19 protein-coding genes are annotated in these 22,307 nt (G+C 43.9%); 7 read left to right on the forward strand and 12 right to left on the reverse strand.

All coding sequences use genetic code 11. From position 1 onward, the window contains the following. Positions 1–9: 9 nt before the first annotated feature. Both LZF95_RS05305 and LZF95_RS05310 read left to right on the forward strand, forming a co-directional pair. Positions 10–1,296, forward strand: coding sequence for a glycosyltransferase family 4 protein (locus LZF95_RS05305; protein WP_233753933.1), 1,287 nt, complete (start codon positions 10–12; stop codon positions 1,294–1,296). Next, complete coding sequence (locus LZF95_RS05310) at positions 1,293–2,486, forward strand: glycoside hydrolase family 57 protein (protein ID WP_233753934.1); 1,194 nt, start codon at positions 1,293–1,295, stop codon at positions 2,484–2,486. The genes LZF95_RS05305 and LZF95_RS05310 overlap by 4 nt, the downstream gene beginning before the upstream one ends. Positions 2,487–2,670: 184 nt before the next feature. Here the strand turns inward: LZF95_RS05310 and panB are convergent, their stop codons facing one another. The 4 genes from panB to LZF95_RS05330 form a co-directional block, all read right to left on the reverse strand. Continuing rightward, positions 2,671–3,492, reverse strand: coding sequence for a 3-methyl-2-oxobutanoate hydroxymethyltransferase (gene panB / locus LZF95_RS05315; protein WP_233753935.1), 822 nt, complete (start codon positions 3,490–3,492; stop codon positions 2,671–2,673). 5 nt (positions 3,493–3,497) lie between these two features. Next, positions 3,498–3,989: a phosphoribosyltransferase family protein gene (locus tag LZF95_RS05320; protein ID WP_233753936.1), complete on the reverse strand. Its 492-nt coding sequence runs from the start codon at positions 3,987–3,989 to the stop codon at positions 3,498–3,500. 62 nt (positions 3,990–4,051) lie between these two features. Then, complete coding sequence (gene rsgA, locus LZF95_RS05325; protein ID WP_233753937.1) at positions 4,052–4,975, reverse strand: ribosome small subunit-dependent GTPase A; 924 nt, start codon at positions 4,973–4,975, stop codon at positions 4,052–4,054. Between the two features lie 84 nt (positions 4,976–5,059). Beyond that, positions 5,060–6,301, reverse strand: coding sequence for a 3-deoxy-D-manno-octulosonic acid transferase (locus tag LZF95_RS05330; RefSeq protein ID WP_233753938.1), 1,242 nt, complete (start codon positions 6,299–6,301; stop codon positions 5,060–5,062). Between the two features lie 196 nt (positions 6,302–6,497). Between LZF95_RS05330 and LZF95_RS05335 the strand changes: the two genes are divergently transcribed. Together LZF95_RS05335 and LZF95_RS05340 are read left to right on the forward strand one after the other, a co-directional pair. Further along, positions 6,498–6,983, forward strand: a complete 486-nt coding sequence (locus tag LZF95_RS05335) for a low molecular weight protein-tyrosine-phosphatase (protein WP_233753939.1) — start codon at positions 6,498–6,500, stop codon at positions 6,981–6,983. Beyond that, complete coding sequence (locus LZF95_RS05340) at positions 6,976–7,851, forward strand: fructosamine kinase family protein (protein ID WP_233753940.1); 876 nt, start codon at positions 6,976–6,978, stop codon at positions 7,849–7,851. The genes LZF95_RS05335 and LZF95_RS05340 overlap by 8 nt, the downstream gene beginning before the upstream one ends. A gap of 16 nt (positions 7,852–7,867) precedes the next feature. On the opposite strand, the gene LZF95_RS05345 is transcribed toward LZF95_RS05340, so the two are convergent. Together LZF95_RS05345 and LZF95_RS05350 are read right to left on the reverse strand one after the other, a co-directional pair. After that, positions 7,868–8,992, reverse strand: coding sequence for a Gfo/Idh/MocA family protein (locus tag LZF95_RS05345; RefSeq protein ID WP_233753941.1), 1,125 nt, complete (start codon positions 8,990–8,992; stop codon positions 7,868–7,870). A 94-nt stretch (positions 8,993–9,086) separates the two neighbouring features. Beyond that, a complete protein-coding gene (locus LZF95_RS05350; protein WP_233753942.1) occupies positions 9,087–10,355 on the reverse strand; it encodes an aspartate kinase in 1,269 nt (422 codons plus the stop codon). Positions 10,356–10,412: 57 nt separating this feature from the next. Here LZF95_RS05350 and fbp point away from each other — a divergent pair, with 57 nt between their 5' ends. Then, positions 10,413–11,450, forward strand: coding sequence for a class 1 fructose-bisphosphatase (fbp, locus tag LZF95_RS05355; RefSeq protein WP_233753943.1), 1,038 nt, complete (start codon positions 10,413–10,415; stop codon positions 11,448–11,450). Positions 11,451–11,525: 75 nt separating this feature from the next. Beyond that, positions 11,526–12,683, forward strand: a complete 1,158-nt coding sequence (locus LZF95_RS05360) for a PQQ-dependent sugar dehydrogenase (RefSeq protein ID WP_306422276.1) — start codon at positions 11,526–11,528, stop codon at positions 12,681–12,683. Positions 12,684–12,768: 85 nt separating this feature from the next. Here LZF95_RS05360 and LZF95_RS05365 read toward each other — a convergent pair whose 3' ends face one another. From LZF95_RS05365 to LZF95_RS05375, 3 genes are all read right to left on the reverse strand, one after another. Next, positions 12,769–13,827 carry an NAD(P)H-dependent glycerol-3-phosphate dehydrogenase gene (locus LZF95_RS05365; RefSeq protein ID WP_233753945.1) on the reverse strand — a complete coding sequence of 353 codons (1,059 nt, stop codon included), beginning with the start codon at positions 13,825–13,827 and terminating at the stop codon, positions 12,769–12,771. Next, the gene (locus tag LZF95_RS05370; RefSeq protein WP_233753971.1) at positions 13,805–15,502 is read right to left on the reverse strand and encodes a 1-acyl-sn-glycerol-3-phosphate acyltransferase; all 1,698 of its coding nucleotides are present in this window, start codon (positions 15,500–15,502) and stop codon (positions 13,805–13,807) included. The genes LZF95_RS05365 and LZF95_RS05370 overlap by 23 nt, the downstream gene beginning before the upstream one ends. 63 nt (positions 15,503–15,565) lie before the next feature. Continuing rightward, on the reverse strand, positions 15,566–16,069 hold the full coding sequence (locus LZF95_RS05375; protein WP_233753946.1) for a DUF4199 domain-containing protein: 504 nt from the start codon (positions 16,067–16,069) through the stop codon (positions 15,566–15,568). 146 nt (positions 16,070–16,215) lie between these two features. Between LZF95_RS05375 and LZF95_RS05380 the strand changes: the two genes are divergently transcribed. Next, on the forward strand, positions 16,216–17,190 hold the full coding sequence (locus LZF95_RS05380) for a polyprenyl synthetase family protein (protein ID WP_233753947.1): 975 nt from the start codon (positions 16,216–16,218) through the stop codon (positions 17,188–17,190). 402 nt (positions 17,191–17,592) lie between these two features. On the opposite strand, the gene thrC is transcribed toward LZF95_RS05380, so the two are convergent. The 3 genes from thrC to thrA are packed head-to-tail and all read right to left on the reverse strand — an operon-like array spanning position 17,593 to position 22,284. Continuing rightward, a complete protein-coding gene (gene thrC / locus LZF95_RS05385; RefSeq protein WP_233753948.1) occupies positions 17,593–18,891 on the reverse strand; it encodes a threonine synthase in 1,299 nt (432 codons plus the stop codon). 4 nt (positions 18,892–18,895) lie between these two features. Beyond that, positions 18,896–19,834: a homoserine kinase gene (locus LZF95_RS05390; RefSeq protein ID WP_233753949.1), complete on the reverse strand. Its 939-nt coding sequence runs from the start codon at positions 19,832–19,834 to the stop codon at positions 18,896–18,898. Beyond that, positions 19,834–22,284 (reverse strand): bifunctional aspartate kinase/homoserine dehydrogenase I, encoded by a 2,451-nt coding sequence (gene thrA / locus LZF95_RS05395; RefSeq protein WP_233753950.1) that lies wholly within the window; start codon positions 22,282–22,284, stop codon positions 19,834–19,836. The genes LZF95_RS05390 and thrA overlap by 1 nt, the downstream gene beginning before the upstream one ends. Positions 22,285–22,307 lie beyond the last annotated feature (23 nt).

Below are 22,307 nucleotides of genomic sequence, written 5' to 3' on the forward strand. Positions count from 1 at the left end.
GGCTTTTTTATGAAGGTGCTAATGTTTGGGTGGGAATTCCCACCACATATTTCAGGAGGTCTTGGGACAGCATGTTATGGCTTGGTCAAAGGGATGGCTCATCACAAGCAAGACATCATATTTGTAGTACCTAAACTTTGGGGAGACGAAGAGCCACTAGCTGATTTTGTCAATGCGAGTGACGTCACTATAGATTATCGTGAAAAACGGTTCAAAAAATTCTGGAAAAACCTCACCTACCTAGAAGTGAGCAGTTTTTTGGTTCCGTATCTAGGCCCGGATGAATTCAAAAAATACACGGACTACATGATCCACGACAGGACGGATGTGGACGAAAGTGTGTTTTCCAATAAATTTGAATTTAGCGGAAAATACGGCAAAGATCTCATGATGGAGGTGTCACGGTATGCTCTGGTGGCAGCTCATATTGCCAAAAACAAAGCCCATGATATCATTCACGCCCACGACTGGCTTTCATTTCCCGCGGGGATCGCTGCCAAAGAAATCAGCGGAAAGCCCCTCGTAGCCCATGTGCATGCCACGGAATTTGACCGGTCTGGAGAATCTGTGAATCAGGTGGTCTATGACATAGAAAGATCAGGAATGCACGCTGCTGACCACATTGTAGCGGTAAGCCAACTCACAAAAAACATCATCATCAATAAATACGGAGTTCCCGCACATAAAATCACAGTACTTCACAATGCCGTATTGGATGCGAGTATCATCAAATCCAACTACCAGAAAAAAGTCCCTGAAAAAATCGTGACCTTTCTGGGAAGAATCACCTTCCAAAAAGGCCCTGAGTATTTTGTGGAAGCTGCCAAAAAAGTCATAGAACGTGATCCAAACGTCCGCTTTGTAATGGCTGGAAGCGGGGACTTATTGAACCGTATGATCGACCGAGTGGCCGAACTTAGAATGGGCACCAAATTTCACTTCACCGGATTTCTCAAGGGCGATGATGTGGACCACATGTATGCCATATCCGATGTGTATGTGATGCCCTCTGTTTCGGAACCTTTTGGGATATCTCCCTTGGAAGCCGTGAGGCACAATACCCCAGTGATAATTTCCAAACAATCGGGGGTCGCAGAGGTTTTGAACAATGCCATAAAAATCGACTTTTGGGATATAGACTCTATGGCAGATGCCATTTTCGCATTACTTCACTACGATGGCATTTCCAAAATGTTCAAAGAGCTAGGAACTGAAGAATTGAAAAAATTAAAATGGGAGCACGTGGCTGAAAAACTCATCACGGTTTACCATAAAACATTACACCAAACACCATGAGAAATATCTGCTTCTATTTTCAGGTCCACCAGCCATACCGTCTAAAGCCCTACCGCTTTTTTGATATTGGTGAAGACCACCATTATTGGGATGATTTTTCAAACCGTAGTATCATGCGCAAAGTAGCCCAAAAATGCTATTTGCCAATGAATGCATTGCTGCTTGAGCTGATCAATAAATATAACGGTGCGTTCAAAGTCAGTTTTTCTATATCCGGAACTTTCATGGATCAGATGCAGACCTATGCGCCGGACGTATTGGAGAGCTTCCAGAAACTCGTGGCAACCGGTCATGTGGAGCTATTGAATGAGACCTATTCCCATTCCCTTGCCTCTTTGAAAAGCAAGGATGAGTTTAAAGACCTTGTCTATAAGCATCAGGCTAAAATCAAAGAGCTTTTTAATGGATATACTCCTAAAGTCTTCCGAAACACAGAATTGATTTATTCGGATCAGATCGGCGCCATGGTAGCAGAAATGGGCTACGATGCTATGCTCACAGAGGGAGCCAAGCATATTCTAGGCTGGAAAAGCCCCAACTATGTCTATGTGAACAGTATTGAACCTAAGTTGAAGATCCTTTTGAAAAACTTCCAGTTAAGTGATGACATCGCTTTTAGATTTGGGAACAAAGCCTGGGACGATTATCCGCTGACCACAGAAAAATTCATCAAATGGATAAATGACATACCGAAGGAAGACGAAACACTTAATCTGTTTATGGATTATGAGACTTTTGGGGAACATCAATGGTCTGAGACCGGGATTTTTGAGTTTATGAAGCACTTACCGGAAGCCGTGTTTACCCAGACAAATTTTGGCTTTTCCACACCTTCGGAAATAGCTGCCAAAGTAGCCCCGGTAGGCAAAATCCATGTGCCAATCCCTATTTCCTGGGCAGACGAAGAAAGGGATCTCACTGCCTGGCTAGGAAATGACCTTCAAGACGAGGCATTTGACAGATTATATGAATTGGAAAAAATAGTCAACTCCATCGAAGACGAAGAGATACAGCGGGACTGGAAGTATTTACAGACCTCAGATCACTTCTATTACATGTGTACCAAATTCTTTTCGGATGGGGATATACACTCGTATTTCAGCCCGTATGACTCCCCATACGATGCTTTTATCAACTACATGAATGTACTCAGTGACTTTATGATGCGGGTAAAGGAAAAATCCAGTTGATTTTGAATGAAAATATTAAGAATTGCGAACACGACCCTTTAACAAAAGGGTTAAATTGAAATAGAACAAATGCCAACACTGACAGAGGTTAAAACTCCTGGGCTGAATTTTGAATACAAATTCTTATTATTTAATGAGAGAGGCTGAAGCGGCGGCGAAAAAGCAAGCGCTACTCAGATTCGAATTAGTAACTCTCTTTTTCATTAGGGAAGTCCTGACTTTTTACATCTTTAATATACTGGGTAAAAGCACCCATCATAACCCCTTGAAGGTCAGCATATTGCCGTAAAAACCTAGGTTTGAACTCTTGGGTAATACCCAGCATATCGTGCACTACCAAGACCTGGCCATCTACCCCTCCTCCGGCTCCGATTCCTATAATAGGGATGGACACTGCCCCTGCCACTTTTCTGGCCAGATCAGCGGGGATTTTTTCCACCACGATCGCAAAACAACCCAGTTCCTCCAACAACTTGGCATCCTCCAGAAGTTTGGCGGCTTCTGAATCTTCTTTTGCCCTTACCGTATAGGTGCCGAATTTGTAAATGGACTGAGGTGTCAGACCCAAGTGTCCCATCACTGGTACACCGGCACTTAATATCCTGGCTACAGACTCCTTGATTTCAGATCCCCCTTCTACTTTTACAGCATGGGCTCCTGATTCTTTCATGATCCGTATGGCAGACCGTAGTGCCTCAGAACTGTTTCCCTGATAGCTGCCAAAGGGAATGTCCACCACTACAAAGGATCTGCTCACCGCCCTCACTACGGCAGAGGCATGGTATATCATCTGATCCATTGTTATCGGCAAGGTGGTCTCATGACCTGCCATTACATTGGAAGCCGAATCCCCTACCAGGATGATATCAATCCCGGACGCATCCACGATTTTTGCCATCGAATAATCGTAGGCCGTGAGCATTGAGATCTTCTCACCACGGTCTTTCATTTCCTGAAGAATGTGCGTAGTGATCCTTTTGATGTTTGCAGACGAGTGTACAGACATAGTGATTAATGTAGATAAGCGGAAAATTTTTCCCCGGAGAAATCTACTTTGATGTGTTCATTAAGTGTAGTGGATAGTTCGAATCCTGTGTAGTCAGGACGGATCGGAAAGAGCCCATGGCTTCGGTTGACCAGCACTGCTATTTCCATTCTATAGAGCTCTTCATCCAAAAACGGCTTCATGGCATAGACCAATGTTTTTCCGGTATTAAGCACGTCATCTACCAAAATCAGGGTTTTCCCTTGTAGGTCAATTGCTGAGGTAAGCTGCACCTCCTCTGTAGCCAAATGGGCTTTGTCTATGATCACTTCAGTTTGCTCGATGATCAGGGGTGAAATTGCTTTAAGTTCAGATGCCAGCAAATGGGCCAGCGTTTTTCCCATTCCGGAAATTCCAGCAAAGACTATGGCTTTTGAATTGAGATTACGCTCATAGATCTCATAGGCCATCCGGGTGATTTTCTTCTTTATCTGCTCGTGGTTGAGTACTTCGCTCATGTCTTTTTATCAAAAATGAAAATTAGGCCAAATCTGCTTGGATTCAAAATCCCTTGAAATGCTTATCTATAATCATCTTCTTCATTGAGGATATTCAGATAGCTTTCATAGCGGTAAGGATGTATGTATCCGGCTTCTACTTTATCTATTACCACACAGCCAGGCTCGTTTACATGCTGGCAGTTGTTGTATTTGCATTGACCTAGGTATTTTCTCATCTCCGGGAAATAATGGGAAAGTTCATTGTCCTCAATATCCAATATCCCAAACTCTTTGATGCCCGGGGTATCGATCAGATCACCACCGTCTTCCAGCGCAAAAAGCTCCGCAAAAGTGGTCGTGTGGACACCTTTGGAAGTAAAACCGGAGATCTCCTTGGTGTGCTGCGAGGCCTGTGGCACCAGTGCATTGAGCAAGGTGGACTTACCTACACCTGAATGCCCTGAAATCAGCGTGGATTTCCCTGCTAGGACGGACTTGAATTTTTCTTTCAAATTTTCCTCTTTCAAAGCAGATACTTCCAACACTTTATACCCTAGGGGCTCGTAGATCTCATGGATATCCAACAGCCAATCCTCTGCTTTTTCCCCGGATAGCTGATCCATCTTATTCACAACCAATATGGCTGGAATCCTGAAACTTTCCGTACTGACCAAAAACCTATCTATAAACCCAAGAGAGGTCCTTGGGTGCTTCATGGTGATCACAAGCATAGCCTGATCCAGATTACTGGCAATAATATGTGAAAAATGCTGCTTCCTGGTGGATTTGCGGATTACATAGTTCTCTCTGGGCAATATCTCAGAGATCACCGCTGTTTCCTGATTTAATTCCTTATCAAGCCCTACCCAATCACCCACTGCAATAGGATTGGTAAGTTTCAGCTCACCTTGTTTAAACTTCCCTTTCAATCTGGAAGAAACAACTTCATCCTGAGTCTGCACCAAATACCAGCTCCCAGTGGATTTTATCACCCTTCCTATCATATGATTATAATATTCTCAGTTGTCATAACCTGTCTCAAGGGTATTTTATCCATTTGATAGCGGAAAACCTCAACGCCGGTTTCATTAATTTAACATCAGTTCTTCCACCTTATTGATGATCCTATCAGCAGCTCCTTCATTCATTTTCACCCACTTGGTTGCAGCTTTCGTACTTTCCTCATACATATGAGGATCTTCCAATTTTTTAAATACCCGCATTAAGCTATCAAAATCTTTCACTTCAAATCCACATCCATTCAATTGACTTTCTGCAGCCTCGGGGAATTTTACCGGCTTTTTCAATTTTCCGAATATTACAGGGATTCCAAAACCCAGCGGTTCCAGAATATTGTGCAACCCCCTGCCCATAGCCCCTCCCACATAGGCCACTCTGGCAAATTGGTATAAGGAACTCAGCATTCCTATATTATCAATAAAAATCACATCGGGATTTGAGTCTGAATCCCACTGAGAATACCTGACGACCGACAGCGTAAGCTTTTCTGCCCATCGATTCATAGCCTCTGGATTCAAGTCGTGCGGTGCTATGATCCACCTATATCCAGATACTGAATTCATCAGGGGAATGAGCAAACCCATATCCTCTTCCCAAACAGATCCGGCAACTGCCGTCGGTCTATCTCCAACCCAATTGGTCATTTCTGGATATTCTTTATGATTCTTTGCTGTTTCCGCTACACGGTCAAACCGGGTATCGCCCGCGATGCTGGCAGTCCGGTAGTTTATTGTCTTCAATAGCTCGAGAGAACTTTGATTTTGGGTAAAAATATAATCAAATTGAAATAGAATATCCCTGAAGAACCCACCTCTACGAAAATAGGGCTGACCTGGCCGAAATGACGCCGAAAACAGAAAAAGTGGTATTCCTACTGATTTTATAGCATGGATATGATGGTACCACAAATCGTACTTGACAAAGAAAACAAGTTTAGGACGCAACAAATCCACGAATCTAACTGCATTCCCCTTACTATCAAGAGGCAAATAAGTAATAAAATCAACCTGTGGCTGGGGCTTTTTGATCACATTATCAAATCCCGATGGACTGAAAAAACTTACCGCTACAAGAAGCTCAGGTCTTACATGCTTCAACTCCGCAATAACAGGTCTTGCCTGCTCATATTCGCCTAGCGAAGCCACATGAAACCAAGCCAACTCCCCCGGATTACTGTCTCGGAAGATTGCAATTCTCTGAAATAGATTTTTTCTAGCAGCGGAGAAATGTCTAATTTTGGGGATTAGGAACCCGCCAAGGAATATGACAATCCTGGCAAAAAATACCGTAAATCTATAAATCCATTTCATCCGCCAAAAATAGCCATTTGAATGGAAATAGTTTTACCTATGGGCAATACCTTAAAGATGTGGATATTAAAACACAGGTTTTTGAGATTTTACCTAAAAAAACCTAATCTCAGCCGTGTATTTCCTCTTAAAATTAAGTACATTCAAAACCCTCGATTTTTAAATTGATTGTTAAGTCCAGAGTTTAGATAATATTATGATTCGAGTTTTATTTGTTTGTCTTGGCAATATATGTCGCTCTCCCCTCGCCGAAGCTATTTTCAACAGCAAGGTCAAAGTAGCGGGAATGGAGGCACAGTTTAAATGTGACAGTGCCGGAACCTCTGATTTCCATATAGGTGAATTACCAGATGAGCGGACTGTGAAATGTGCCGAAAAATACAAGCTTCCTTTAAATCATCGTGGCAGACAGGTAAACCGCACAGACTTCAGGGACTTCGAATACATTCTCGCCATGGACGATCACAACCTTAGGAACCTGAACAATATGAAGGTCAGGTATGGTTTCGGCGAGAAGGAAATCTATCTCATGCGTGATTTTGTGACCGGATCCCAAGGAATGTCAGTCCCCGATCCTTACTATGGTGGCCAAGAAGGTTTTGAGGAGATCTACACTATTCTGGATGAAGCAGTCGATCGTTTTCTGGCACAATTAATTGCAACTCACCATCTCTATGCATGACCTTTACGGCATATATGAAGAGATACTATTTCAAAACATAGGGACTAATACTAACTTAAAATCAGCCTCTCTCATAGCGGCTGGCAGTCATAATCAGGGCATCAAATTAGAAAGCAGTGCAGGTGTTTTTTTCCTAAAGCTCAACTTCGATCACGAAAAAGATATACTCTCCAAAGAAGCGGAAGGTCTATCTATACTCCGCAAAGCTACATTTTTGAAAATCCCGGAAACCTTCGGAAGTGGGAGAATAGGAGATTACAATTATCTTTTATCAGAGTTTATTACTTCCGGAAGACAGCACCCGGAATATTGGGAGAATCTCGGCTTAGGATTAGCACACCTCCACCTGACTCATCAGAATGCCTTCGGGCTGGAGAGTGACAACTATATAGCCTCAATCCGTCAAAAAAACCTTCATTCAGACAATTGGGTTGATTTCTTTATCGAGCAGCGCCTGGATCCGCTCATAGGCAAAGCATATTTTGACAAGCTCATCCCTATTGAATTCCTTAAGAAGTTCCAGGAGATCTACCCGAAACTAGCGTCAGTTTTCCCCACGGAACAACCTTCATTAGTTCACGGCGATCTTTGGTCTGGCAACGTAATCTGCACGACTGATGGTCAGCCCTGCCTGATCGATCCTGCTGTTTATTTTGGGCATAGGGAAATGGATCTTGCTTTTAGCAGATTGTTTGGAGGTTTTGACAATAGATTTTATAGCGCTTACGAATCTCTGCTGCCACTGGAGCCTGGATTCGAAAGCAGAATGGACATCTACAATCTATACCCACTGCTCGTACATCTGAATCTATTCGGAACGGCCTATCTCCCCGGAATCGGACGAACGATTAACAGGATGATAAGATAGGCCGTTTTGGCAGCCATCAGCCAAGATTAAGATCTACTTTTCCTCCAGTCTTTATAGCTTTGAAAATCGCATCTATAATCTTCATATCCTTCACTCCCTCTTCTCCATTTACCGGCACTTCAGCCTTTTTATCGTCGAAAATTATGGCCGCCATTTCATCCATCTGAACTGTCTGATGTGTCACTATTGGCTCAGTCAGCGGCCCTTTATGAGTAGTTCCCTTAATAGGCCCATATCCGGTGGAAGGCTGCATTTCAGCCCATCCCTTGCTTCCATTCAGATAGAACCGATCCAGATCATTCATGTTGTAGGTAGAAAGACAAGATGCAATAGCCCCACTGGGAAACCCCAACTGGAAAGTAATTGTCTCATCTACCCCCTCGTTAAATTTCTCCGGGTCAGTTTTGACCTCTTGGGCAGTGACCCATATCGGTTCTTCTCCAACCATGTATCTGGCGCCGTTGATGGAGTAAATACCAATATCCATCATAGCTCCCCCACCTGAAAGCTCAGGATCCAGCCTCCATTGCGAAGGATCGCCTATCACAAAACCACTTAGCCCTTGAAAAAAACGGATTTCGCCTAGTTCACCTGCTTTACGCATCCTGATCACCTCCAAGGTATTTGGCTCGAAATGCATTCTGTAGCCTATCAGCAGATGGACACCAGCGGCTTTACATGCATCTACCATGGCCTGACCATCAGCAGCATTCACTGCCATAGGCTTTTCACAGATCGCATGCTTTCCAGCCTTTGCCACTCGGATCACCTGGTCCTTGTGAAGTGCGTTGGGGGTGATCACATATACGGCATCGATATCTGGGTTATCTTTTATCGCATCAAAGTTTTCATAGTTATAACAATTTTTCTCGGGTATTCCGTATTTCTCCCTCCAGTCCACCACTTTGGATGGAGTGCCACTGATTACTCCGGCAAGTTTGGTGCGGGTACAGCTCTGAATCGCCTCAGCGACCCTGGTACCATAACTTCCCAGCCCCATTATAGCAACTCTTAGTGTCTGGGCATTTTTAGGTAATGTATCTGCAGGTTTTGTCATAGCGGATAAGGGATTTAAAGTGGGCACAGCCAAGGCCATTGCGGACAAACTGGCCTTTTGCAAAAATATCCTTCTAGTTTTCATGATTAAGGTATAGGTTATTGAGTTTTACATGTTGAAAATATTGATTTTTAGTCAAACACCCTTACACTTGGGCAAATGACTTGGAATTATGCTGTTATTTTGCTCTACGTACTACCTGGACTGTATGTCGGGTACTCTGTTCCAGTAAGACCTCATAGCCTTCCAAGTATCCGGGCAAGGAAGCTATGTCTGGATGAAGCACAGTCAATAGCTCCAGCCCTTCATTATACCTGACATCAAATTCCTTTCTAAGGCTCCTTAACAATTGCTCTAACTTAAACAGCTCCGAATCTATCACGATAGAAATGCTAATAGCGGATGTCTGAAGCATATTCACCCTTAACTTCAAACTTTGCAATTGGGCATAGACCTGATGGATATGTCTCTCTTCTATAAAAGTGAAGTCGGTCACTTTTAAGCTGACCAGAATTTGCTCTTTCTTCAAAATGATAGTGGGCAAGGGAGCCACTTTTGCCTGGGAATGAATCTTGGTACCCTCTTCCTCAGGATTGAGAAAGGACTTCACGTAAAGCGGAATCCCTGAATTCGCAAGTGGTTTAATGGTTTTGGGATGTATGACAGAAGCACCATAAAAGGTCATCTGTGCGGCTTGTTGGTAATCCAGCTCCGAAAACAATGTTGTGTCATTAAAAAGCTTAGGGTCTGCATTTAGCACGCCAGGGACATCTTTCCAGATAGTAACAGAGCCTGCATCCAGGCAAGAAGCCAAAATTGCGGCAGTAAAGTCCGAGCCTTCCCTGCCCAAAGTAGTCGGCCTCCTATGGGAATCAGCCCCTAAGAACCCTTGGGTTAAAACCGGGAACTGTTCCAATTTCGGCTTTAGTTGAGCCTGGCAATTTTGCCGGGTTTTTTCCCAGTCGATTTTTGCAAAGCGAAAATCACTGTCTGTGGCAATCAACTCCCTCGCATCCTGCCAAAGCACAAGTAAATCTTGCATGCATAGGTACTCCATCACGATACGGGACGAAAGAAGCTCGCCAAACCCGACTATCCTGTCATAATACTCATCGTAATTTTCTCTGGTCAGCGACTTGTTTAGTTCATGATGAAGCTGGATGAAGTAATTTTCAATTTTAGGAAAGATCACATGATCAGCAGGAAACAACTCCTTGCAGACGGAAACATGAAAATCCTTTAAAATTGTACTATTCCTGGAAAAATCCTTATTTTCCAATTTAAGTGAAAGGATATTCTCCAGTTGATTTGTGGATTTCCCCATGGCCGACACCACTATTACAAAATTATTTCGCAATCGATTACGGAGAATATCAGCAATGTTTTGTACTCCAAGAGCATCTTTCACAGAAGCTCCTCCAAATTTGTAAACTTGAGTTTTTCTCATTAAAATATTTACTTATTTTTCAACCGTAATAAACCACCAATTGAACTATTCCAACATATGAAAATTTTACCCTACTTACCTGACAGGAGTGGATTAGCTTACTCTGTTGGCACCACCCTGGACCGTTTCATCAAACTCAAACAAAGTGATTTCCCTTTTGCTTCCGGAGAGCTTTCTCAGCTGCTTCGCGACATAGCTCTCGCTGCCAAGATAGTAAATCGCGAAACTAACCGAGCCGGTCTTTCAAATATCGGTGGAGCTTTTGGCCAAGTCAATGTACAAGGTGAAGAGCAACAAAAACTCGATGTCATAGCAAACATCAGATTTATGCGGGCTCTCAGTAAAGGTGGCGAAGTCTGTGCCATTGTTTCTGAAGAGGAAGATTCAGTGATAGATTTACAAAACAGTTCAGGCAAATACGTAGTGGCTATAGACCCACTTGATGGAAGCTCAAATATAGATGTCAACATCAGCATTGGTACGATTTTTTCAATTTATAGAAGGATAACACCTGCCGGAAGCCCCATCCAACAGGAAGATATCATGCAGAAAGGCTCAGAGCAGGTCGCCGCAGGCTATGTGCTATACGGGTCTTCCACCATGCTGGTATATACCACCGGCTGCGGGGTGAATGGATTTACTTACGAGCAGTCATTAGGAGAATTTTTCCTTTCCCATCCGGATATACGGGCCCCCAAAAGCGGAGAAATATACTCCGTAAATGAGGGATCTCAGTTGGACTGGGAAGCAGGAATTAAAAATTACATTACTTTATGTAAAGAACGAAGATACTCGGCCCGGTATATAGGGTCGCTGGTAGCTGATTTTCACAGAAACCTACTAAAAGGCGGTATCTATCTCTACCCAGCCACCAAAAAGAACCCATCAGGAAAATTACGCTTGCTCTATGAGGCCAATGCCCTTGCGCTGATCGCCGAACAAGCCGGAGCTATGGCTACTGATGGATCCCGGAGAATTTTGGACATCAAGCCCACTTCTTTACATCAAAGAACCCCATTACTGATCGGATCATCTGAAATGGTGCAAGAAGCTGAAGCCATCCTTAAAGGCGAGGATGTAAAATCACTGATCTGAGCACTTATCACAAAAAAGCAAGGAATCAGAATATGTGTTTTAAATTGCGATAACATTTAGCATGCTATGAAAACAATGAAACACTTTCTACCAACCGCCCTTATCCTAGCCGGGATATCAAGCTGGATATCCTGCACCCCAAAAGAAACAGAAGTTGCCCAAGAGCCAATTGATGAGACTTTTGCCGTTCAAACGGATGAAATACTGATCAAGGTGGATACTCTTTATACTGATTTTGATAATCCATGGGGAATGACATGGCTCCCTGACGGCAGAATGCTGGTCACCGAGAAAAAAGGGGAAATACTGATCTTCAAAGACGATCAGTTTACCGGAGAGAAAATCCAGGGGATTCCAGAAGTCTGGACAGTAAATCAATCCGGGCTTTTGGATATAGCGGTACATCCTAAGTTTGAGGAGAATGGTTGGATTTACATCTCCTATGGTAAGCCGATGCCGGACAGCACATCTTCGACTACCATCATGCGGTTCAAACTGGAAGGCAACAACGCTACCAATCAGGAAGAAATAATCCAATCTTTACCGGCATGGAAAGGCGGAAGACACCTCGGTAGCCGTATCGTGTTTGACAATGAGGGGTACCTTTATTACTCCAGTGGAGAGCGTGGTGACACGCCGAGCAATGCCCAGGATTTGACTAATTCCCATGGTAAAATCCACCGTATCTATGACGATGGAAGAATCCCGGAAGACAACCCGTTTGTAAATACAGAAGGTGCCATGAAGTCTATCTGGACCTATGGAAACCGAAACCCTCAAGGACTATATTTTGACAAGGAGAACAACCTACTCTATGAAACAGAACATGGCCCGCAAGGGGGCGATGAGCTGAATCTTATAGAAAAAGGGAAAAATTATGGTTGGCCTGTGATCACCTGGGGAATTGATTACGATGGCACACCGATTTCGGATATACAGGAAAAAGAAGGCATGGAACAACCATTGAGCTACTATGTTCCATCAATCGCCACTTCTGGCATGACCATGGTCACTTCGGATAAGTATCCTTCATGGAAAGGAGATATTCTAGTGGGAGCATTAGCCAAAATGCACATTAACCGTGTGGATATGAACGGATCAACAGCAGGCAAGCAAGAAGTAATGCTGCAGGACATCGGACGTGTACGCCAGGTAGCGCAGAGTCCTGATGGCTATATTTATGCGGTCACACAGGGAACGGGGCTTTTGGTAAAGCTGATACCTATCCGATAACCATCCTTTATAAAACACTAAAAAGCCCCTTTTGAGCTATTCAAAAGGGGTTTTTATATTTTTTAGGGCTGCTTATCAAAACACACTATACAAAATTCACATCTACACTGAAAGGATACTTCATCAAAAACTGGAGTGCCTCTTCTATTTCCAGATCTTCAAAAAGCACTTTGTAAAGATTCTCCGTGATTGGGGCGCGCAAGTCCGCAGTTTCCAGAAAGGCCTTCATAATCCTCACTGTGTTAATCCCCTCAGCCACCTCATCCATTCCTGAAAGTATGGTTTCCAAAGAATCGCCTTTGGCCAAACGGTAACCTACTGTGAAGTTTCTGGAATGAACCGAATTGCAGGTCGCCACCAGATCACCTATTCCTGCCAACCCCATCACTGACTTAATACTACCTCCAAGAGCATTCCCCAGGTGAATCATCTCCACCATTCCCCTGCTTATCAATAGGCCTTTGGCATTTTCTCCCAGCCCTAGTCCAGCCAATGCCCCTGAGGCTATGGCAATAATATTTTTTAAAACCCCACTGATCTCCACACCAATGATATCAGAATTCCCATATACTTGGAATTTTTCGGATCTCAGTAGGCTCTGCCCTTCCAAAATCACTTCATTATACTTGCTTGCTATCACAGTGGCCGCAGGCTGCCCTTGCGAAAGTTCTTTGGACAGATTAGGCCCCGCCAGACATCCCACACGTACAGCCACTGTCTCCTGCAGTATTACCTCACTCATGGTCAGGATCTGACTCCGCGAGATTTTCTTTACCGTGTTCAGCGTTTCTCCGTGTTTGAGATTAAGACAAAGCCCTTTAGTGCCGTGAATGATCAAGTGATAGGGAAAAAGAAAGGGTGAGAAAGTCCTTACCACATCCTGAAAACCAGAAGAGGGAACCATAAAAAACAATATATCACAGCTTCTACATAGCTCTTCGGGATCATTAGAGGCTATTACATTCTCGTTGAGTGCTTTACCCTGAGCCGAGTGGCTTACATTTATCTCCGTGACCACCTCCTGCTTTCTGGCGTAGGCCATTACCGGGTTCTTTGCCGCCAGGATATTTGCTATGGCCGTACCAAAGCTTCCCACGCCAATTACCCCTATGTATTTTTGTTCAGAAGAGTTTTTCGAGTCCATATCCAGTCAGTCTGTTGTGGTAAAAATAAAGTAAACTCATATCATCTGTCCCGATATCTCCATTGGTAGCCAAGACAATAGGACGCTTGGCATGGTACATCCCCACATTTTCAATCCCTTTTTCGATTATTTCATCAAGATCTCTTGAAAGGTGCGGCGCCGTATTGATCAAGCCATTCTCCTTCAACCCGAAAATTTTATGTAATACCATTTCACAGTTTTCTTTAAACTCCTTGTAAGGGATAGAAATCTCCTCTTCAGGCAATCTCAACAAGTCAAACAGATCCAATTTCCGGTTTTGCTTTTTGATCATTTCAAAGGCTACAAAAGCCACTAAATGGGAATTAAACACTCGGTTGATTTTGTGAAACTCTTCCACGATGCGCCTTCCCAGCATATTGGTGTACTCCTCTTCCCGCTGATTATCCACTGTGATCTCCCCATCCGAAATAAAATAGTCTCTGGTGTCAATAATTCTACCATGTTTATCCAGACTTTTTCCCTCCACATCCACATAATTCCCAAGTACGTCCATTGCTTTACCCACTGATACTGAGATATCAGAACCTTTGGTGAAAAACTTGATCAGAAACTTAGAAATTTTATAAGAGTTGGAAAACTCATCGTTCTCCTGATAATACCGTTCCTGACCTGTAATGCTCAGGTGATCCCGGATCAAACTGGGAGCTTCCAGTACAAAGTGATAGTTAATCGTCACCGGCACAATGAAAATTTTACCTGCGATATCATTTAACCCGTTTTCGTAGTTTGCACGTTGCGCTTCTATGGCTGTACTGAGTAGTCCCAGCTTCAGCTTGGATTCTATCATTCCACTTCTGGACCGGGTCCCCCCCGGAAAGAAAAGTGAGTGGCAACCAAACTGGATAGCTTCCTTGGAATACGTCTTCAGCGTTTCCAGATACATCAGGTTTTTCTTCCTTCGATCCACCTTATATGCGCCTAGAGAATTCATAAAATAGGCAAAAATGGAGATATTGAAGAGGTTCAACCCAGCTCCGTAGATAAACGGCGGTAACCCCAAAACGGAAATAACCCAACCGATCAATATACTGTCCAGATTACTGAAATGCGTGGGAACCATTACCACCGTACCTTTGGTAGCCAAGTCCCTCAACTGATCTGTCTCTCCGGTGATCTGTATCTTATCCTGAAGTGTATATTGATTACTGAACAAGGATTTAATACCCTTTACACGTGCGGCATTGAGCAAGCGGGAAAACCCATACGTGACCACCGATCTGGTAAACTTATAGTGCGAAGCCTTGAAATTACTCGCAATTTCTTCCGCATATCGGGAAGTGATGCTATTCAGTACAATTTTATATTCCTGCAGCCTTTTGACTTTACTCCTAGCGGTCTCTGTACTGATCTGCACCAGAGCTGATTTCACTCCACTCCAAAAGGAACCATCATCATCAGGATCCACCACCCAGGAATTCTGTTTGATCCTTAGTTTCTCCCTATACAAGGTGGTTTCCAACTCTTCCTTGAGTATATCCGGATTATTCCCTGTCAGCTTGAGAATCCGCTCTTCGGACAGATCCGCCACTTTTTTCACAAACTCCCTGCGCTCTCTGGCCAGCTTCACCACCGGCCATTCATCTTTGCTGGGGTGAATCGGCTCGTACCTATGTTTGATGTATTTCTCCTCCAAGTGGCTGGTTTTTGTTAAAAATCTGGTCAAAGATAGTAAAAAAGCCCTTTTTGCTGCGAATGATCACGGGGAAGTGATTGCGGATGTTTTAGACCTTGACTTGACCAAGGCCGCCACCACGGCAGAAGTAGCGATCCCCATGACCAAAGCTCCTGCGGCAGACATAATGATATAGCTCCTTAAGTTAAAATAGGACTCTGCTTCCTCCCGGGTCATTTCGCCAGTATCGACGGCATATTCAATTACGTTGTGGAAATAGTCAGGAGTAATAAATGTACTTGTGATGTATTGGGTGACAGGACTTAAAGCAGCCACGATGAGGGTAATCACCAGACCAGCCAAAAATCCCTGATAATAACCCATTACGCCTTTATAGTAATTCTTCTTTTTATCTATCAATGCGAATAAGTAGATCGCGACTGCAGGAATTGCCACCAAGTTGGTCAGAGTAGCGTGATCCGCTATTTTCTCATCGTGCCAGCCCACGGACTTTTCAATCGCAACCCATACCAGCATCATCAGGACAAAGACCAATGCCCATTTGATTTCAATTTTTATATTTTTCATAGCTTCTGGGGTATTAGGACAAAATAGCTAGTACAAAATACATATTTTATCAAAATCCTCGTCATTTTCAATTGATTACTTCGCCTAGACTCCCAATCCCTTGCCCATGAGAGAAAGGGTATTATTTTTACAACATCAAAGACCGGATGAAACCAGACCTCAAGCAAATACAAATACCTATAGAGAACGAAATGGCTCAGTTTGAGCTGAAATTTCGAGCCTCCATGAAAAGCAAGGTCAAGCTCCTCGACCATATCACCAATTACATCGTTAAACGCAAAGGCAAACAGATGCGACCGATGTTTGTTTTTTTGACTGCGGGAGTCTGCGGTGGAATCAATGACTCCACCCATAGAGGCGCAGCACTCATTGAATTGCTTCATACTGCTACACTGGTACATGATGATGTGGTGGACGATGCAAACTATAGACGCGGGTTTTTCTCTGTAAATGCACTTTGGAAAAACAAAATCTCCGTCCTAGTCGGTGATTACCTGCTTTCCAGAGGTTTGCTTCTAAGTGTGGAAAACAATGATTTCAAACTACTAAAAATCGTTTCCAACGCAGTTAAAGAAATGTCCGAAGGCGAGTTGCTACAGATCGCCAAAGCCCGGAAACTCGACATCACTGAGGAAGTATATTACGACATTATCCGGCAGAAAACCGCCAGTCTCTTGGCTTCCTGCTGTGCTGTGGGAGCTTCCAGCACTGATAGTAATGATGAGACTATTTCCAAAATGAGAATTTTCGGAGAAAAAGTCGGCATGGCATTCCAGATCAAAGATGATCTTTTTGACTACGGGGAGGATGAAATCGGAAAACCACTTGGAATCGACATCAAGGAAAAGAAAATGACATTGCCTCTGATTTTTGCTTTGCAAAAGGCAGACTGGCTGGAGAAAAAGAAAATCATCAACTTGATCCGAAACAGAAGTGAAGATAAAAAAGCTGTAAATCAGGTTATCAGCTTTGTAAAGAAAAGTGGTGGCCTGGAATATGCCAAAACCATCATGGACAGATTCTATATGGAAGCACTCGATATCCTGAAAGGCTTTCCTGACTCGGCTTACAAAACATCCTTGGAAGGTTTGGTGAGCTATACTATTGAAAGAAAGAAGTAGTCGAGTCATTGGTCATAGTTGCCTTTACTTCATTGACTATCTCGGTCTAATCTCAATATTGATATCATTGATAGTATCAAATGATACGATCAATGGAGCCTACGTACGACATCACGTCTAAGATTCTGCAATTAGTCGGTTCCATCTCAGAAAAAACCGGTGAGGCAAATACACTATTAGTGGGCAAGGAATCACCTCAGCTTCGTAAGCAAAATAAATAAGATAGTAACAATACACTCCTCTTTTCAGATTGAAGGAAACACGCTTTATGAAGATCATTTCTTCAGCTAGGAAATCAGATGAGGTATTTTATAGATTAAGAAACCAATAAATTATGAATAGGCACTTACAGCATCTACCTGGATAGGGGGAATAAGGGTTTTCCGTTCCATAAAAATAGACTCATGGTAGTTTCTCCAAATACCCCTTTAACCCCTCAAAACCATTTCCCATACACTCCACTTTTTTCTCCCCTTCCATAAAAGCGGCTAATCTCTCTGGAAGCTCCAGCTTCAAACCCAACGTTTTCTCCACCGTTTCGCGAAATTTACCAGGATGGGCAGTTTCCAAAAACACACCTTGATAACCGGCATTTTCAGCCATAAAAGCAGTCAGTCCCAAATAGCCTACCGCCCCATGTGGATCGAGGGTATAGCCTGACTTTTTCACGGCTTGCATCGCCGTTTCGGTCTGCTCATCTGAATAGAAGTATCCTTTTACATTCTCCTTTAGCACTTTTTCATCATTGCCATATAGTGCGAGAAGTCTTGGGAAATTGCTTGGATTCCCTACATCCATACTGTTACTAATAGTGGCAATCGAAGACATCGCCTGAAAATCAGCTCCATTCAGATAATCCGGAACCACCTTGTTTACATTCGTAGCAGCCACAAATTGATCTATGGGCAATCCCATTCTTTGGGCTAAAATGCCGGCGGCTATATTTCCAAAATTCCCAGAAGGCACCGCAAAAGCGACTTTTTTACCATGCTGAGGAAGTCTGGAAAAAGCATAGAAATAATACAGGCACTGGGGGATCCAGCGCGCCACATTGATGGAATTAGCCGAAGTCAACAAAAGTTTCTTATTGAGCTCAGCATCCAAAAATGCCTCTTTCACCATCTTCTGACAGTCGTCAAAAACACCATCAACTTCCAGCGCGGTGATGTTTTGCCCCAGCGTGGTAAACTGCTTCTCCTGAAGTTCACTTACTTTCCCTTTCGGAAAAAGAATAATCACTTCCACTCCGTCAACACCCAAAAAACCATTGGCAACGGCGCTGCCGGTATCACCGGAAGTAGCGACCAGCACACGTACTTTCCGATCAGACTTCTCCACCAGCATACTCATCAGTTTGGAGCAGAATCTAGCACCAAAATCCTTGAATGCCAGGGTAGGGCCATGAAAAAGCTCCAAGCTATAGACATCTTCTTCCACCTTCACCACTGGGGCATCGAAAGTCAGCGTGTGATCTACCAGTTCCTTGATCTGATCTTGGCTCAGGGCCGTCGAAAACAATGCTCCAATGGCTTCATAGCCAATTTCCCTAAAAGTCATTTCAGGGAATCTATCCAAAAGCCCCTTCGATAAAACCGGAATTTCTGTCGGCATATAAAGTCCCTGATCGGGTGCCAACCCTTTTATCACAGCCTCTGCAAGACCTACTCGATGTGCTGGATTGTTCGTACTGTAAAACTTCATATACTTATTTTTCTTCTATGACGTAGGCGCCTTTGATATTTATCTCAGAAAAATACACATCTACACCAAGGCCTATTTTAGAATAGATTTCTTTACCTGCTTCACCTACAGCCTCCGCAGTTTGTCTTCCTACGGAGAGTGCAAAAAGTGTAGGCCCCGAACCGGAAATCCCCATACCCAATGCACCTGCTGACTTCAACGCTTCCTTGATTTCATAAAATCCAGGAAGTAAAACCGCGCGGTAAGGTTCAGCGATGACATCCCGAAGCGATCTGGATATCAATTCAAAATCACTTTCATACAAGCCTGAAATCAAACCCGCTACATTACCGGACTGGATAGTGGCATGCTTCATAGGGATCTGATCTCTCAGTACTGATCTGGAATCTGCGGTTTTCAACTCATAATGCGGGTGCAACAGGGTACAGTATAAGCCTGAGGGCACCGGTAATTTGACCACGTCCAGAGGATGGTAATCACGGATCAGCACAAATCCGCCAAGCAAACTCGGCGCAACGTTATCAGCATGACCTGCTCCGCAGGCTACTTCCTCTGCGGCAATTGCAAAAGGCAGCAACGCTTTCTTTTCAAATGGATTACCAAGCAGCCGGTTAGCTGCCTCTAAGGCAGCCACAGCACTGGCCGCACTGGATCCCATACCTGATCCCAAGGGCAAACCTTTGGTCAGGTAAATATTCATCCCCACTTTGGAATCCAGTTTATCCAACATGGCCTGGATGGCTACAGCACAGGTGTTTTTCTTAGCTTCAAGTGGAAGTTTGCCCCCATCTCCTTCGATAGAAACCACCACCAAACCAGGTTCATCTTTCAAAACCAGTTCAACAGTATCCCCCATCGCATCTATCGCAAATCCAAGGATGTCGAATCCACAGGATACATTTGCAACAGTAGCAGGGGCAAAAGCTTTAACAGACTGGAGCATTATTCCCTAGTGTAGTTACCGATACGTATCACATCCGCAAAGACTCCTGCAGCAGTCACATCTGCTCCAGCCCCTGGCCCTCTAATGATCATAGGCCTGTCCAGATAGCGGTCTGTGGTCAGCAAAATCATATTATCACTACCTCCCAATCCACTGAATGGATGTGCAAGGGGCAATGAATTCAACCCAACTTTAGCTTTGCCGTTTTCCAGCGTAGCCATAAAACGGAGCTTTTCGCCCTTCGACTCAGCAGTTGTCAATAATTCGGCGAACGCACGGTCATGGGTTTTCAATACATTAAAAAACTCTGAAACAGTCCCTAAATTCTGACAATCCTCAGGAACCATACTCTGGATTTCAATAGAACCAAACTCCAAATCCTGCTCAGCTTCCCGTCCCAAGATCAGGATCTTTCTTGCCACATCCATTCCACTCAGATCATCCCGAGGATCAGGTTCCGTATACCCCAGTTCTTTTGCTTTTTTCACTACTTCAGAAAAAGGGTCACCCTTTTCCAGTTCAGAGAAAATATAATTCATAGATCCCGAAAGCACTGCTTCGATACGGACCACCCGGTCACCACTCAGCATCAAATCCTGAAGCGTATTGATCACAGGAAGGCCAGCAGCCACATTGGTTTCATAAAGGAATTTTACCCCACGTTTTTTTGCCAGGCGCTTAAGCGATTTATATTGCTCCATAGAACCGGAATTGGCTTTTTTATTGGGAGTCACAATGGCAACTTTGGCCTCCAGAATTTGGGTATAAAGTTCGGCAACGTCCTGGCTTGCAGTACAGTCCACAAAGACCGAGTTGGAGAAGTTCATCTCCTCCATTGTCCTGATAAATTTATCTAAATCTGTTTTCTGGTCTGCTTCACTGAGTTCATAAGGATTGGTAAGGTCAAATCCATCTTCATGGAAAGCCATAAAACGGCTGTTGGCAAGTCCATGGATCTGTATATCCAATTCATTGTCACCCCGAAGCTTCTGCTGCTGGTTTGCGATCATTTTGATCAAAGCCTGACCGATCAGCCCGGTACCCACCAAGAATACGTGAAGCACTTTGTTTTCAGAAAGGAAAAATGCCTCATGAAGCGCATTCAGGGCTTTTTGCAGATCCGGCTGAGGAATCACTGCTGAAATATTCAGTTCGGAACTCCCTTGTGCAATTGCCGCCACGTTGATATTGTTTCTACCCAAAGCCCTGAACATGCGTCCCGAAGCTCCTGGGTTATGCTTCATATTCTCCCCCACTACAGCCACAGTAGCCAGGTCATGCAGGAGCACCACTTCGTCCATCTCTCCTGACTTGATTTCGTAGAAAAACTCCTTTTCCACCGCTTCTTTCGCCAGATAAGACTCCTGGGTCTTGATGGCAAGACAAATGCTGTGTTCAGAGGAAGCCTGGGAAATCAGTAAAATATTCACTTTGGCCTCTGCCAGTGCCTTAAAAACACGACTTGTACCTACCACAGAATCCAGCAATCCCGCTCCTTGCACGGTGACAATCGACACATTGGAGATAGAACTAATCCCTTTGATCAAAGCCCCTGGACTCACCTCTTCATTAATCAGCGTTCCCGGATTTTCAGGCTCAAAGGTGTTTTTGATATAGATCGGGATGTTTTTACGCATCGCCGGCTGCATAGTAGCGGGAAAAATAACCTTTGCCCCAAAATGCGACAACTCCATTGCCTCATTGTAACTCAACTGCGGGATGGTAAACGCGGTATAAACCAACTTCGGATCGGAAGTAAGCACCCCCGACACATCAGTCCATATCTCCAGGTTTTCCGCATCCAGTGCCGCCGCCAAAATCGCCGCTGTGTAATCAGAACCAGATCTACCAAGCGTGGTGGTTTCACCCTTTGCCGTGGATGCTATAAAGCCGGTGACCACTTTGATGCCATCATGTTTGGCAAAGTAATTTTTTATCGATGCATTAGTTACCTCAAAATCCACTTTTGCCTGACCAAAGCGGTCATTAGTCCGGATCACTTCCCGCGCATCTACAAACTGGGTCTTCATGCCATGACCCTGCATGGATTCAGCAAGGATAAAAGCGGCCAACCTTTCTCCAAAGCTTGCGACATAGTCAAGCGTACGGGCAGAATTTTCTTTGATCAGATATATTCCATGAAAAAGATCTTCCAGCTCTTTGAACCTCACTTTCACAAAGGTCATTACAGTGGACTGGTTTTGCACAGCGATCAGCTGTCTCACAATTGTCAAGTGCTTCTCTTCTAGCGTCTGGAGCACCTCACGATAAGCCTCATCTCCTTCTCTTGCCAGCTGTGCAATCTTCAGTAAACTCTCCGTCACTCCGCCAAATGCTGAAAAGACAACGGTAATTTCATGCTCTTTTAGCTTGTCTTTGATAATGGAAAAAACTCGCTGGATATTCTCTGGGTTCGCTACGGATGAGCCACCGAACTTAATGATTTTCATAAATATTACTTCTGAAATTAATT

The organism is Algoriphagus sp. AGSA1 (assembly GCF_021390545.1).
Taxonomy (GTDB): domain Bacteria; phylum Bacteroidota; class Bacteroidia; order Cytophagales; family Cyclobacteriaceae; genus Algoriphagus.